The sequence below is a fragment of the Rubrivirga marina genome (genome assembly GCF_002283365.1).
Lineage (GTDB): Bacteria > Bacteroidota > Rhodothermia > Rhodothermales > Rubricoccaceae > Rubrivirga > Rubrivirga marina.
Genome location: NZ_MQWD01000001.1, coordinates 3,615,610 through 3,629,907 on the forward strand (window position 1 = coordinate 3,615,610; position 14,298 = coordinate 3,629,907).

Annotated in this window: 13 protein-coding genes; 5 read left to right on the forward strand and 8 right to left on the reverse strand. The window is 72.1% G+C overall.

Annotation, left to right across the window (positions count from 1 at the left end; genetic code table 11):
• Positions 1-213: 213 nt before the first annotated feature.
• The gene (locus BSZ37_RS15350; RefSeq protein WP_095511397.1) at positions 214-762 is read left to right on the forward strand and encodes a YqgE/AlgH family protein; all 549 of its coding nucleotides are present in this window, start codon (positions 214-216) and stop codon (positions 760-762) included.
• Between the two features lies 1 nt (position 763).
• Positions 764-1,309 carry a GNAT family N-acetyltransferase gene (locus tag BSZ37_RS15355; protein ID WP_095511398.1) on the forward strand — a complete coding sequence of 182 codons (546 nt, stop codon included), beginning with the start codon at positions 764-766 and terminating at the stop codon, positions 1,307-1,309.
• A gap of 10 nt (positions 1,310-1,319) precedes the next feature.
• Here the strand turns inward: BSZ37_RS15355 and BSZ37_RS15360 are convergent, their stop codons facing one another.
• The 5 genes from BSZ37_RS15360 to BSZ37_RS15380 all read right to left on the reverse strand — a co-directional run bounded on the left by BSZ37_RS15360 (position 1,320) and on the right by BSZ37_RS15380 (position 8,075).
• On the reverse strand, positions 1,320-1,700 hold the full coding sequence (locus BSZ37_RS15360) for a response regulator (protein WP_095511399.1): 381 nt from the start codon (positions 1,698-1,700) through the stop codon (positions 1,320-1,322).
• A 127-nt stretch (positions 1,701-1,827) separates the two neighbouring features.
• Entirely contained in the window at positions 1,828-2,460 is a 633-nt protein-coding gene (locus tag BSZ37_RS15365) for a response regulator (protein WP_095511400.1), read from the reverse strand.
• Complete coding sequence (locus BSZ37_RS15370; protein ID WP_095511401.1) at positions 2,457-4,175, reverse strand: PAS domain-containing sensor histidine kinase; 1,719 nt, start codon at positions 4,173-4,175, stop codon at positions 2,457-2,459. The genes BSZ37_RS15365 and BSZ37_RS15370 overlap by 4 nt, the downstream gene beginning before the upstream one ends.
• A 3-nt stretch (positions 4,176-4,178) precedes the next feature.
• Entirely contained in the window at positions 4,179-5,345 is a 1,167-nt protein-coding gene (locus BSZ37_RS15375; RefSeq protein WP_095511402.1) for a cysteine desulfurase family protein, read from the reverse strand.
• Positions 5,346-5,477: 132 nt separating this feature from the next.
• A complete protein-coding gene (locus tag BSZ37_RS15380) occupies positions 5,478-8,075 on the reverse strand; it encodes an acyl-CoA dehydrogenase (protein ID WP_095511403.1) in 2,598 nt (865 codons plus the stop codon).
• Positions 8,076-8,229: 154 nt separating this feature from the next.
• Between BSZ37_RS15380 and BSZ37_RS15385 the strand changes: the two genes are divergently transcribed.
• Positions 8,230-9,198, forward strand: coding sequence for an oxidoreductase (locus BSZ37_RS15385; RefSeq protein WP_095511404.1), 969 nt, complete (start codon positions 8,230-8,232; stop codon positions 9,196-9,198).
• Positions 9,199-9,237: 39 nt separating this feature from the next.
• Here BSZ37_RS15385 and BSZ37_RS15390 read toward each other — a convergent pair whose 3' ends face one another.
• A complete protein-coding gene (locus BSZ37_RS15390) occupies positions 9,238-9,858 on the reverse strand; it encodes a peptidoglycan recognition protein family protein (RefSeq protein WP_095511405.1) in 621 nt (206 codons plus the stop codon).
• An 81-nt stretch (positions 9,859-9,939) separates the two neighbouring features.
• Between BSZ37_RS15390 and BSZ37_RS15395 the strand changes: the two genes are divergently transcribed.
• Together BSZ37_RS15395 and BSZ37_RS15400 are read left to right on the forward strand one after the other, a co-directional pair.
• On the forward strand, positions 9,940-12,327 hold the full coding sequence (locus BSZ37_RS15395; protein WP_095511406.1) for a helicase HerA domain-containing protein: 2,388 nt from the start codon (positions 9,940-9,942) through the stop codon (positions 12,325-12,327).
• Between the two features lie 109 nt (positions 12,328-12,436).
• Positions 12,437-12,784: a phage holin family protein gene (locus BSZ37_RS15400; RefSeq protein WP_095511407.1), complete on the forward strand. Its 348-nt coding sequence runs from the start codon at positions 12,437-12,439 to the stop codon at positions 12,782-12,784.
• A gap of 105 nt (positions 12,785-12,889) precedes the next feature.
• On the opposite strand, the gene BSZ37_RS15405 is transcribed toward BSZ37_RS15400, so the two are convergent.
• Together BSZ37_RS15405 and BSZ37_RS15410 are read right to left on the reverse strand one after the other, a co-directional pair.
• Positions 12,890-13,474: a hypothetical protein gene (locus BSZ37_RS15405; RefSeq protein ID WP_095511408.1), complete on the reverse strand. Its 585-nt coding sequence runs from the start codon at positions 13,472-13,474 to the stop codon at positions 12,890-12,892.
• A gap of 43 nt (positions 13,475-13,517) precedes the next feature.
• Positions 13,518-14,240, reverse strand: a complete 723-nt coding sequence (locus BSZ37_RS15410; RefSeq protein ID WP_095511409.1) for a hypothetical protein — start codon at positions 14,238-14,240, stop codon at positions 13,518-13,520.
• Positions 14,241-14,298: the final 58 nt, after the last annotated feature.

Consider the following 14,298-nt stretch of genomic DNA (forward strand, 5'->3'; position numbering starts at 1 on the left):
CGTGAGGATCGATGCGTCGCGCATGCTGCCGGCCCTCCGCCGGCCCTCCGCCTGCCACGCGCCCGGCTGGTCCCGCCTCGGCGCCGAGGCGGGACCAGCCGGGCGCGGACGGCCACGTCGGGCGCACCTTGGCGTGGGGCGTAGGCCATTCCCCGGCGCCCCGTGAACCCCGCCGCGGCGCGGCCGTTGATGAGGCGGCCTGTCCCCCACCCCATGCCTGCCCCCGTCCCGGGCGACGTCCTCGTCGCCGAGCCTCCAATGGCGGACCCCAACTTCCGCCGGACCGTCGTGCTCCTCTGCGAGCACACCACCGACGGCTCGTTCGGCCTCGTGCTCAATCGGCCGACGGGGCTCGCGCTATCGCAGGCCACCGACGAGGCGTTCTCGTTCGACGCCGAGCTCTGGATGGGGGGGCCCGTCCAATCCGACACGCTCCACTACCTCCACCCCTACGGAGACCTCGACGGCACGCTCCCCGTGCTCGACGACGTGTTCTGGGGCGGCGACTTCGACTCGCTCCGGAGCGCCATCGCCGCCGGCTGGGTCGACCCCGAGCGCGTCCGGTTCTTCGTCGGCTACTCGGGCTGGGGCTCGGGCCAGCTCGACGCCGAGGTCGACGAGAACGCATGGATCGTGCTCCCCGGTTCGGCCGACCTCGTCTTCGCCGACGGCGACGACGCGCTCTGGAGACAGGTCCTCCGCCAGCTCGGCGGCGAGTACGCCCTCCTCTCGACGTTCCCCGACGACCCGCGCCTGAACTGACGTGGCGACGCTGACGCACCGGATCGCGCGACCCGACGACCTCGCGGTGCTCCGGCCCCTCGCCGACGCGGCCATCGCCGAGCTCCAGCGCCCGTTCCTCACGCCCGAGCAGGTCGCCGCGAGCCGTGCGCTCATGGGCATCGACACGCTCCTCATCGACGACGGAACGTATTACGTCGTCGAGGCCGATGGCGAGATCGCGGGGTGCGGTGGGTGGAGCCGACGGGCCACGCTCTACGGCGGCGATGCCTCCCCAGGCCGCGACCCGGCCCTCCTCGACCCCGCCCGTGACGCGGCCCGCGTCCGGGCCATGTACACCCACCCCGACCACGTGCGGAAGGGCGTCGGGCGCCGGATCCTCTCGGTCTGCGAGGCGGCGGCGGCCTCCGAGGGGTTCCGGACGGCCGAGTTGATGGCGACGAAGGCCGGGGAGCCGCTCTATCGGGCCTGCGGATACGAGCCTGTGGAGGACGTCGTCGACGACCGCGGCGGGGCGCCGGTGCCGCTCGTCCTCATGCGCAAGGCGCTGGCCGCACCCGGCCCGTAGGGCGCCCCGCTTACGCCTCGCCCTGGGTCATCTGTCGGAGAACCTCGAGGACACGGTCGATCCCAGCCGACTTGTCGAAAAAGTGGTTCGCCCCGGCCTCGAGGCACGCGCTGCGGTAGACGGCGTCGGCGTGGTTCGTGAGGACGATGACGTGGGACCCTAGGCCGTTCGCGCGGAGGCGCTGGAGCGCCTGCAGGCCGCCCATCACCGGCATCTGGAGGTCGAGCACCACGACGCCCGGCTCGTGGGCACGGACGCCGTCGATGGCCTCCGCACCGTCAGCGGCCTCGGCGACGACCTCGACGCCGTCGACCTCCCGAATCGCATCGCAGAGGAGACGGCGAAGGAGAGACGAGTCGTCGGCGACGAGGACACGGATGGGGCGGGGCATCGAGTGAAGGCGAGTCCGGGGGATGGAGCATCCTACGGATTCGACCGCCCGCACGCCCGGGGCCGGGGCGCCCGAGACGCCGCAGCGACGTGCCGGAGCCCGGCCCGTCGGAGCGTCCGCGTCCGTCCTACTCGACGAGGCCGTTCTCGAGCGCGTAGCGGGTGATCTCCGAGTTGTTCGACATCCCCATCTTCTGGAGGAGCCGGCTCCGGTACGTCGAGACCGTCTTGACGCTCAGCGAGAGATGCTCCGCGATGCCGCCGACGGTCATGCCCGAGGCGATGAGCCGGAGCACCTGGTACTCGCGGTCGGACAGCGCGGCGTGCGGGTCCTCGTCGGGGTCGGCGTCGAGCGCGTCGAGGAGCGAGGCCGCCAGCGTCTGCGTGAGGTAGCGCTTGCCCGAGGCCACACGGCGGACGGCGTCGACGAGGTCGGCCTCGGCGCTCTCCTTGGTGAGGTAGCCCATCGCCCCGGCGCGGACGACGCGGACGGCGTACTGGTCCTCAGGGTGGGCCGAGAGCACGAGGAGGGGGAGCTTCGGGAACTCGGCCTTGATCGACTTGACGAGGTCGAGCCCGCTCGGGCCCGGCATGCTCATGTCCATCACGACGACGTCGACGTGCTCATCGCGGACGAGGCGGAGCAGTTCATCACCCGAGGACGCCTCCCCGACCACGCGGAAGTCGTCCATCTCGCGGAGCAGCTCGGCCAGCCCGCGGCGGACGAGAACGTGGTCGTCGGCGATTACAATCCGGGTCATGACGCTGGGGGAGAGCCGTCAGGCGATGCGTGGTGGTGCGGCAACGTACACTCTACGACGGTCCCCTGGCCACGGACCCCGCGGACGTCGAGCGTCCCGCCCTGAGCCCCCGCCCGCTCGCGCATCCCGACGAGGCCGAGCGACCGGCGCCCGACCCGCTCGGGGTCGAATCCGCGGCCGTCGTCGGCGACGACGAGGCGGACGGTCTCAGCCCCGAGCACGAGCGTGACGGCGACGGAGCCGGCGTGGGCGTGGCGCGCGACGTTCGTGAGGGCCTCCTGCAAGACGCGGAAGGCCGCCGTGGCGACCTCCGTCGGCGGCTCGGTCCCGCCCTGCACGTCGACGCGGCAGCCCGTCCCCGTCCGCTCCTCGAAGCGCTTGCCCTGCCACTCGACGGCGCTGGCGAGCCCGAAGTCGTCGAGGACGCCCGGGCGGAGGTCGGAGGCGATCTCGCGGACGTGGCGGATCGTCTCGTCGATCGTCTCGCGGACGTCGCCGAGGCGGGCCTGGGCGGCCTCGTCCTCCGAGAAGTGCCGCCCGAACCAGCCGATGCCGAGGCGGATGGCCGTGAGTTGCTGGCCGAGCACGTCGTGAACGTCACGCGAGAGCCGCGTCCGTTCCTCTTCTCGCACGTCCTGGAGGTGGGTCGCGAGCGCGCGGAGCTCGGCCTTCGACCGCTCCAGCGCCGCCTCGTTCTCACGGAGCGCCGTCACGTCGCGGAGCATCGAGAGGATCTCGCCGCCCTCGATCGGCGCCATCCGGACCTCCCGGTAGTACGTCCGCCCGCCGAACTGGACATCGTAGTCGTAGGAAACGACTTCGCCTGTCGCTAGAAGCCGGTCCCGCGCGTCGAGGAACTTCGCCGCCAGCGGGTCGGGGATGATGTCCTGCAGCCGCTTCCCAAGCATCTTCTCGGCCGGAAACTCCGTCGCGAACGCCTCGGGCACGTGGAAGTCGAGGACGAGGCCGTCGGCGGCGAGGCGCGAGACGACGTCGGGGAGCGCGCGGACGATCGTGCGGTACCGCGCTCGGGACTCCGTCAGCCGCGCCTCCGTCGCCACCTGGTCCGTCACGTCGCGCGTCGTGATGATGCCGAGGGGGGCGCCGTCGGGGCCCGCGGCCGACCGCCCGCGGCTCTCCATGACGCGCGTCTCGCCCTCGGGCGTCAGGACGCGAAAGCGGAGGCTTTTGGCTTCGCCGGTGCTGAACCCCTCGGCGAGCGTCGCGAGCACGGCGTCACGGTCGTCGGGATGGATCGACGCCAGCGACGGCCCGGACACGAGGTCGTGGGCGGGGCGCCCCACCTGCTGCTGAGCCGACGGGCTCGCGTAGACCGTCTTCCCGCTCGCGTCCGAAACGGTGATCAGGTCCGTCGCGCTCTCGACCATGAGCCGGTACAGCTCGGCGTCCGAGCCGGTGCCCGCGTGCCGGGCCCGGGCGCGGCGGGCCTCGCGGGCGGCCTCCTCCGGCGTCGAGTCGACGGAGACGACGCCCTCGGCACCGGCCCGTAGCGCGGCGTCCTCCTCCGCCTCGGTGGCCGCGACGACGAAGACCGGAGGGCGTTGACGGGGACGCCGGAGCCAGTCGGCGAACCGGTCGGCCCCCTCGACCAGGACGACGAGGTCGGCCGCGGCGTCGTGGGGGTCGTCGGCGTGCTCGACCGAGCCGAGGGCGTCGGCCCAGGGGGCGGGCGGTCCGATCCAGAGCACGCGCATGACTCAGGCGGCGACGGTGTCGAGGCGGGCGACGACGCGGCGAAGCGCCCCCGCGGCGGCCTCGACGTCCGCCTCGGTCGTCGTCCGGCCGAGGGAGAAGCGAACGGTCGCGGCGGCGACGTCGCGGTCGCGGCGGAGGGCCAGGAGGACGTGGCTCGGTTCGAGGGCCCCGCTCGTGCACGCGCTCCCGGCCGAGGCGTGGACGCCCTCCAGGTCGAGCGCCGTCAGGAGCATCTCGCCGTCGAGTGGGCCGCTGGCGGACGGCCGAAGCGACACGTTGAGGACGTGGGGCGCCGCGTCCGCAGGCGTATTGACCACGAGCCGGTCTCCGAAGGCGTCCACGAGTCGAGAGCGGAGCTGGTCGCGAAGGGACCCGATCCGGGTCGCGGCCTCGTCTCGCTCGGCGTCGGCCAGCACCAATGCTTCGGCGAAGCCCACGATGCCAGCGACGTTCTCCGTCCCGCCCCGCCGTTTCCGCTCCTGCGAGCCGCCCGTCTGGACGCCCGCGAACGGCGTCCCCGCCCGCACGAAGAGGGCGCCGACGCCCTTCGGCCCGCCCACTTTGTGGGACGAGAGTGACAGGAGGTCCACGTCGAGCGCGTCGACGTCGAGCGTCAGCAGCCCGGCCGCCTGGACGGCGTCGGTGTGCATCAGCGCGCCGGCTGCATGTGCGGCGTCGGCGATCTCGCGGATCGGGTTGATCGTCCCGATCTCGTTGTTGACGAGCATGGCCGAGACGAGCCCGGTCCCCTCCCCCACCGCATCGCCGAGGCCGGCGGGGTCGAGACGGCCGGCGGCGTCGGGCGGGAGGATCGTGACGGGATGACCGTCGGTGACGAGCGCCTGCGCCGTCTGGAGCACGGCCTCGTGCTCGACGGCCGACGTGACGAGGCCGGGCCGTCCGGTGTCCCGCCGCGTGGCGCCCGTGACGACGCCCCGGAGCGCGGCGTTGTCCGCCTCGGTGCCACCGCTCGTGAAGACGATCTCACCCGGCTCCGCCCCGATCACGGCCGCCACCCGCTCCCGCGCCCGGTCGACCGCCACGCGCGCCCGCCGGCCCGGTCCATGGAGCGACGACGGGTTGCCGTACGTCTCCCGGAGGAACGGGAGCATCGCCGCGAGGGCTTCCTCGCGGAGCGGGGTCGTGGCGGCGTGGTCGAGGTACGGCACAGTGGACGGGGACCGCCGGCCACACGCCGAGGCCCCCAGGATGAGGGGTTCCGAACCTACTCGCACGCCGCGCCCGCGGCTCCCGCTGGCGACGTATGCCGCCAGCGGGACAGGTCGACTCGCGGCCGACGTTCAGGCCGTCTCTTCTGCGGCGGGATCTTCAGGCTCGACGGCCCCGGCCCACGCCGTGGCGCCCGCGTTGACGGTCGCGGCGTCGCCGAAGCCGACGGCGGCCGTGGCCCCGTCGCCCTCGATCGTGACCGCGCCCACCTCGGACGTGTCGGGCGTGACCTGGGCTGGGTCGACGGCGCTCGCGAAGTAGTCCTCGTTGTCGAACGCGTCGACCTGGATGGCGTCGTTGCGGGCGTCCTCGGCGCGCTGGAGGAGCTCGGCCTCCTCGCGCGTGATGACGCCGGCCTCGACGGCCTGCGGGATGAGCGTCGCCGGGTGCTGCTTGGGCAGCTTGCGCCGCTTGATGGCGTCCTTGACCTTGATCACGACGGCCTCGGCCTCGTAGCACAGGCGCATGGCGTGCTCGAACCGGCCGAGCGTGTGGTCCGGGTCGAGCGTCGTGAAGACGGTCGGCGTGATCCGGTCGCGCTGCTCGCCCGGCATCTGGAGCGCCGCCGCCACCTTGTGGCCGGTCCTGTCGGACGGAAGCGCCGCGATCCGGTTGATCCGGCTCCACGCCGCGATCGGGCCGCGGAACAGCCAGGTCGCGCCCGGGACCTGGAGGTTGGCGAAGAGGCCGTCGAAGGCGTCCTGGATCTGGGCGAAGGCGTACTGCATGGACCACTCCATGAACGCGCGGTCCTCCTTCCGCTGGCCCTCGGCCTCGAAGCGCCGGAGGACTGCCGTGCCGAGGTACATCCACGAGAAGATGTCGGCGAACCGGCCCGTCAGCTTTTCCTTCCGCTTGAGGTCGCCGCCGAGCGTGCCCATCGCGACGTCGGCGAGGAAGGCGAACGTGGCGCTCGACCACGCCATCTTCCGCCAGTACGGCGCCGCCGGGCCACTCACGGGCGAGCCGGCGAGGAGCCCTCGCGTGACGCTCAGGCCAACGGCCCGGAACGCGTTGCGGACGACGTGGCCGATGTGGGGCCAGAACGCGGAGTCGAACGCCTTCACGTCGTGGGCCATGAGCGCCTGCATCTCCTTGAGCGCGTACGGGTGGCAGCGGATGGCGCCCTGCCCGAAGATCATCAGCGTCCGCGTGAGGATGTTGGCGCCCTCGACCGTGATCGAGACCGGGAGGCCGATGTAGGCACTCGCGATCGGGTTGCGCGGGCCCCGCGAGATCGCGTTGCCGCCGAGGATGTCCATGGCGTCGTTGACGGCCTTCCGGAACAGCTCGGTCGTGTTGTACTTCATCATGGCCGTGACGACGGCCGGGGCGGCGCCCTGGTCGAGGCCCCCGTTCGTGTAGCGGCGGGCGGCCTCCATGGTGTAGGCCCAGCCGCCGATCCGCGCGAGCGGCTCCTCGATCCCCTCGAACTTGCCGATGCTCAGCCCGAACTGCTTGCGGATCAGCGCGTGCGCGCCGGCGACCCGGGCGGCCTGCTGGACGCCGGCCGTCGCCGAGGCGGGCAGGGAGATGCCGCGGCCGGCGGCGAGGCTCTGCATGAGCATCCGCCAGCCGCGCCCGCACCCGGCCGTCCCGCCGATCACGGCGTCCTCCAGCTTCACGACGACGTCGTGGCCCTCGGTCGGGCAGTTCCAGAACGGGACGCCGAGCGGGTCGTGCCGCTTGCCTAGGACGACGCCCTCGGTGTCGGTGGGGACGAGCGCACAGGTGATGCCGAGGTGCTGGCCCTTGCCCAGCAGCTCGTCGGGGTCCTCCAGCTTGAACGCGAGGCCGAGGACGTCGGAGATCGCGGCGAGCGTGATGTAGCGCTTGCGCCAGTTCAGCTTGAGGTAGAGCTCGCCGTCGCGTTCGAAGACGACGCCGCGCGACGAGATCGCCCCGGCGTCGGAGCCCGCGCCGGGTTCGGTGAGGGCGAACGACGGGATCGCCTCGCCGGTCGCCAGCTTCGGCAGCCAGTGGTCCTTCTGCGCGTCGGTCCCAAAGTGGGCCAGCAGCTCGGCCGGGCCGAGCGAGTTCGGCACCATCACCGTGATGCCGAGCGTGCTCGACACCGACGCGGCCTTGGCGACGACAGCGCTGTTAAGCGACGGGCTGAACCCGTGGCCGCCGTACGCCTTCGGCACGATGAGGCCGAAGAACTTCTCGTCCTTCAGCTTCTGCCAGACGGCCTCGGGGAGGTCACGGCGCTGCCAGACCTCCCAGTCGTCGACCATCTGGCAGAGCTCCTCGACGGGGCCGTCGAGGAAGGCCTGCTCCTCCTCGGTGAGGCCGGCGTAGGGCTGGGCGAGGAGCCGCTTCCCGTCGGGCTTGCCCGAGAACAGCTCGCCCTCGACCCAGACCGTCCCGGCGTCGATGGCCTCCTGCTCGGTCTCGGAGATCACCGGGAGGAACTGGAGCTTCTCCATCAGCGACATGACGCCACCGGAGAGCACGCGCCGGATCGGCTTGACGACGAACACGGCCGAGAGCGCAGCGAACGCGACGACGAGCCAGACGGGCGCGCCGAAGCCGACGAGGGCGACGAGGCCGGCCAGGGCCCACGCCCACGCCGGAGCGCCGGTGAACCCGAGCACGAAGAGGACGAGGAGCACGCCGATCACGGCGGCCCAGGCCGGCGTGCCGGCGAAGACGGAGAGGGCGTCCATGGCAGGAGGCGGTGAGAGACGAACGGGACCGGCGCGGAAGCGCTTCGCTCCGAGGTTAACACTGTAAACCATACGCTGCAACGCGACAGAAGGGTCCCGCGTCGGATCGCCGACGCCCGCCAAGCGTCCAGTGGTCGCCCCTCTCCCCTCCGCCATGTCCGACCTCCTCTCGTGGGCGACCGCCCACGTCCCCGACCAGACCGGCCGCGTCGCCGTCGTCACCGGCGCCAACAGCGGGATCGGGCTGGAGACCGCCCGCGCCCTCGCCCACCGAGGCGCCCGCGTCGTCCTCGCCTGCCGCGACCTCACGAAGGCCGCCCGCGCCCGCGCGGACATCGACGGCACCGTGCCCGGCGCCTCGACCGAGATCCTCCGCCTCGACCTCGCCGACCTCGACTGCGTCCGCCGGTTCTCCGAGGCCTACGCGGCCAAGCACGACCGGCTCGACCTCCTCATCAACAACGCCGGGGTCATGGCCATCCCAAAGCGACGGACGGCCGACGGCTTCGAAATGCAGTTCGGGACGAACGTCCTCGGCCACTTTGCGCTCACGACGTGTCTGCTCCCGCTCGTTCGCGAGACGCCGGGCAGCCGGGTCGTCTGGCTCAGTTCGCTCGCGCATCGGGGCGGTCGGATCGACTTCGACGACCTCATGCACGAGGCGGACTACGGGCCGTGGGCAGTCTACCAACAGAGCAAGCTGGCCGACCTCGCCCTCGCCCTCGAGCTTCAGCGGCGACTCGACGCGGCCGGGTCCGGCACGCTCAGCGTCGCCGCGCATCCGGGGTGGACGGCCACGAACCTCCAGTTCAAGGGGCCCGAGATGATGGGCAGCAAGGTCGGCGAGGTGTTGGCGCGCGGGTTCAACGCCGCGTTCGCCATGGACACGTGGAAGGGCGCGCTCCCGACGCTCGTGGCCGCGACCGCCAGCGGCGTCCGCCCCGGCGACTACGTCGGCCCCGGCGGCCTCGGCGAGGTGTGGGGTCTGCCCGACCGCGCGACGATCTCGGACGAAGCCCGCGACCCGACGACCGGCCGCCGCCTCTGGGAGGCCTGCGAGCGCCTCACCGGCGTCTCCGCCGACGTCCCGTGCATCGCCGTTGATGAGGCGGTCGCCATCTGAGTCCGCCCGCGCGGTCCCGAACGCACGACCGAGGCCGGCTTAGTCGGCCTCGACGGCGGCGCGGAGGGTCGGGAGGAACGGCTTCAGGTTTTCGCCGGGGCAGACCGTCTGGCCGACGGCGCGGTCGCCGTGGCCGGCGATGGCGTCGGCCGGGATGGCCCACGCGTCGGCAAGCGCCACGACGAGGCCGCGGAGCGAGGCCAACTGCTCGGGCGTGGGCTCCGTCTCCTCGAAGTTGCCTTCGACCACCACCTGGACGTGGCCCCTGAGGTCGTAGCTCGTGTTCGTGTCGCCCTCGTAGCGGACGTCGCGGCCCTCGGCCACGACGCCGTCGGTGCCGATGTAGTAGTGGTACGGGACGTCGGCCCAGGCCACCTTGGGGGTGCCGTCGCCGAGCGTGTCGGCGCGCTGCGAAAAGGCCTGGAGCGCCCGAATCTTCTCGGCCGTCGACCGCTCGGGGTTCGCGGGCGTGCCGGTGTGGTGGACCGTGATGACCGTCGGCGTGTGGGGGGTCATCTCAACCACGGGCTCGGCCGCGCCCCACTGGGTGCGCGTGAGGACGGGGAGGTCGGAGGGGAGGCCCCGGAGATTCGCCGAGGCGGACTGGGAGCCCGCGCAGGAGGTGAGCGCGAGAGCAGCCAGGAGGACGGTGGATCGCATGGACGGAGGATACGGGCGTCTCTGGGCTGGCCGCGCGTCTCGAGCCCGCGCTAGACTCCGAGGCCCCCTCCCCCGCTCGCGATGTCTGCCCCCTTCGAAGGCCTCGGCGTTTTCTACCTCGGCCGCGAGGTAGCCGACGGCGCCGTCACCGACGTGCCCGTCCTCTACGACGCCGCCGACCTCACGACCCACGCCTTCATCGTCGGAATGACGGGCTCCGGGAAGACCGGGCTCGGCATCGGGCTGCTCGAGGAGGCCGCGCTCGATGGGATCCCGGTGATCGCCATCGACCCGAAGGGCGACCTCGGCAACCTCGCGCTCCAGTTCCCGAGCCTCGCCGCCGAGGACTTCCGCCCGTGGATCGACGAGTCGGAGGCGACACGCGACGGGATCTCGCCGGACGAGCTGGCGGCGAAGACGGCCGCGACCTGGAGACGCGGCCTCGACGGCTGGGGCCAGCCGGCCGAGCGGATCCAGCGGCTCCGCGACGCCGCCGACGTCCGCATCTACACACCGGGCTCCGACGCCGGCCTCCCGGTCTCCGTCCTCGGCTCCCTCGCCCCGCCCGCCCAGACGGCCGGGAGCGAAGGCTTCCGCGACCGCGTCGACGCGACGGTCGGTGGGCTCCTGACGCTCCTCGAGGTCGACGCCGAGCCGACCTCGGCCGAGCACGTCTTCCTGTCGCGCGTCGTCACCGACGCCTGGACGGCCGGGAAGACGCTCGCGGTCGAGGATCTAATCAAGGCGCTCCTCACACCGCCGTTCGACACGCTCGGCGTGATGTCGGTGGACGACTTCTTCCCGGAGCGCGACCGGAAGGGCCTCGCGATGGCGCTCAACGGGCTCGTCGCCTCGCCAGGCTTCTCCGCGTGGTCGCAGGGCCCGCCGCTCGACGCCGACCGCCTGTTCTTCGGCGACGCCGGCAAGCCGCAGATCTCCGTCCTCTCGATCGCTCACCTCAACGATGCCGAGCGGATGTTCTTCGTGACGCGGCTCCTCGGCGAGGTGGTCGCGTGGACGCGCCAGCAGTCGGGCACGGGCTCGCTGCGGGCGGTCCTCTACATGGACGAGATCTTCGGCTACCTCCCGCCGAGCGCGAACCCGCCCACGAAGGCGCTTCTCCTGACGCTCCTCAAGCAGGCCCGCGCGTTCGGCCTCGGCCTCGTGCTGGCGACCCAGAACCCGGTCGACCTCGACTACAAGGCGCTCGCCAACTGCGGCACGTGGCTCGTCGGGCGGCTCCAGACGGAGCGCGACAAGGAGCGGCTGCTCGACGGGCTGGAGGGCGCCGCGAAGGGCGGGCTCTCGCGGTCCGACCTCGACGCGCTCCTCTCGGGCCTCGGCAAGCGGCGGTTCCTGCTCCACAACGTCCACGAGTCGGCGCCGACGGTGATGGAGACGCGGTGGGCGATGAGCTACCTCGCCGGGCCGCTCACGCGCGAGCAGATCGGCGTGCTCATGACGGACCTCAAGACCGCCGAGGCCGACGACCTGCCCGCTCCGGCCGCCGAGCCGACCACACCCGCCTCGGTGTCTCCGTCGGGGGAGCCGGAGGCCGGCACGCGCCCCGACCTGCCGGGCGTCCCGGAGGTGATCCTCGCGGGCAGTCCGGCAGACGTCTACGTGCCCCGACTCCTCGCCCGCGCCGAGGTCCCCTACGTCCGCGCGCGGCCCGAGGTGGACCACACCGCGCGCCACGCCCTGCTGGCCGAAGTCGCCGACGTACCCGACTGGGCCTCCGCCGAGGCGCTCCCCGACCGTCCGGAGACGACCGCCAGCCCGGCGGATGGCGCTGCGTATGCGCCCGTCCCCTCCGCGCTGGCCGACGCCGCCAACTACGATCGGTGGGGCGACGACCTCAAGCGGCGGCTCCAGACCGAGCGCCCGCTCGTTCTTCTTCAGTCGCCGGAGACCAAGCTGACGAGCCGTCCGGACGAGGACGAGCGCGCCTTCCGCATCCGGATCGGGCAGGTGGCGCGTGAGGCCCGCGACGCACAGAAGGAGACGCTCCGCGAGCGCTACGCCAAAAAGCTCAAGACGCTAGAAGACCGGATGGACCGGGCCGAACAGGCCGTCGACCGAGAAGCTGCGCAGGCGAGCCAGCGGAAGATGGACACCGTCGTCCGCGTCGGGACCACGCTGCTCGGGGCGTTCCTCGGGCGTCGCTCGTCGCGCTCTACGCTGAGCCAGATCGGCGTCACGGCGCGGTCCGCCGGGCGGATGTCGAAGGAGGCGTCGGACGTACAGCGGGCGGAGGAAACGCTCGCCGCGCTCAAGGCCGAGTACGCCGACCTCGACGCCCAACTCCAGCGCGAGATGGACGACATCGACCTCCAAGCGAGCCCGGAGTCGGCAGACCTCGAGACCGTCGAGGTCCAGGCGAGGCAGACCGACATGCACGTCGTCGAGATGGCCCTCGCGTGGGTCCCCTACCGCCGCGGCGCCGACGGCCGCCTCGTCCGGGCGTAGCCTGGGAGCCCCGCCTCAGAGTTCCGCCCCCCCCAGGCCCCACCGAGGCGGAGGGGCCCGAACCCTCCCGGCGTGCGCTCCGTAGGGCAGCGGCCCCCCACCCCTCGCCATGAAGCTCCTCCTCCGCTGGCTGGCCAGCGCCGCCGCCCTCCTCGCCGTCTCGTACCTCGTGCCCGGCGTCGTCGTGACCGGCTTCGTCACGGCGCTGCTCGCCGCGCTCGTCATCGGGCTCGTCAACGCCACGATCGGTGCGGTGGTCAAGTTTTTCACCACGCCGCTGCGGTGGCTCACGCTGGGCCTGCTCACGCTCGTCATCAACGCCATCATGTTCTGGCTGGCGGCCGAGTTTGTCGACGGGTTCGCGACCGAAGGCGTCGGGCCGACGTTCATCGGCGCGCTGCTCTACGGGATCCTTGCGGGGCTCATCGGCGGCCTGCTGGGCGGGCGCAAGAAGTGACCCCCTGCCTCGGTCACGCGATCGCCGAGGCGGCCTGGACCAGAACGACCGACGCCCGCCCCGGGCAGGCCGGGGCGGGCGTCGATGCGAAAGGCCGGGCGTCGGCTAGACGGCGCCGCGGGCGCGGTTGTAGCCGTAGCGGACGGCAGAACGGTCGGCGCCGTAGTCCCGGTCGGGGTAGCGCGCGAGATAGTCGCTCTGGAGGTCGGTCTCCGCGTCGACGTACGCACGGTTGCGGTAGTCGTCGTGGTAAGCCGTCTCGGTGCCGTAGCGGTACGCGTGGACGAGGTCGTCGTCGTAGTCCCGGTCGTGATCGGCGTAGGCCGTCTCGTAGTGGCGCCGGTAGTCCGGATCGTAGTCGACGATGACGTCGTCGGAGTACTCGTGGCCGGAGTGCGGGACGGTCGAGCCGTAGCCGTCGATGTCGCCGGCACGCTGGGCGCCGTCGATGGCGTCGGCCGTCGCGTAGACGACGCCGTCGCCGATCGAGAGGTCGCGGGCCGGATACTCGGTCCCGTCGGTGAAGACGACCGCGTCGACCATCTTCTGGTCGGTGTCGACGATCATGTCCTCGACCCGGAGGCCGGTCTCGGCGTTGTTCTTGTCGAGAACGGGCCAGCCGCGGACGTCCTGGTCTTGAGGGAATTCCAGCTTCCAGTCGCCGGTGTTAGAGAGTGCAATGCGTGACATATGTTTAGAAGGGTACTGTGGAGAAGGGTAGTGGTCGGCAGCGTCAGCCGTTGACCGTCACGTCGTCGCGGGTGTTGACGCGGATGTAGGTGTTCCGCTGGCGGAGCGCCTCGGTGTCGGCGTCGGTGAGCTCGGAGAGCCCCTCGTCGCCGTCGCGGTAGCGGGCGAAGGCGCCGTCGATCGAGACCGTGTCGCCCTCGTCGACGTTGAAGACGCCGTCGGAGCCGCCGGCCCCGGTCTCGGACTCGCCGAGGTTGGAGAGGACGACGAGCGTCCGGCGGTCGTTGCCGGTCCCGATCCAGAACGTGCTGTCGCCCACGACGTTGAGCACGCGGGCGTCCGAGAGGTCGACGCGGGTGCCGGGCTGGTAGCGGGTCACGGTCACGCCGTTCATCATCGCCCGCTCGCCGTCGCGGACCATGTCCGCGCTCGTGACCTCGGCCAGCTCACCGGCGTCGTCGGCACCGCCGGCGCCGTCGGCCAGCTCGGCGTCGGTCTCGAAGAGGCCGTCGTCGTCGGCGTAGGCCGCGTTCGAGACGGTGACGTACTCGTCGACGTCGCCGTCCACCTCGTCGGCGCCGGGCTCGATCTCGAAGTCGTCGATGACGCCGATGTTGTCGTCGGTGCCGGCGATCTCGTCGGCGTCGGGCTCGTTGTCGAACAGCTCGGCGACGAGCCAGATGAGGCCGCCGAGGAGGAGCAGGCCGAGAAGCCAGAGCCACCAAGGCGTACCGGTGTGGGTCTTTTCGACGGGAATGTTGGCCATGGGAATAGAGATGGGCGGGTGAGAAGGGAGCAGGCGTACGTCCTGTGGGACAAACGCC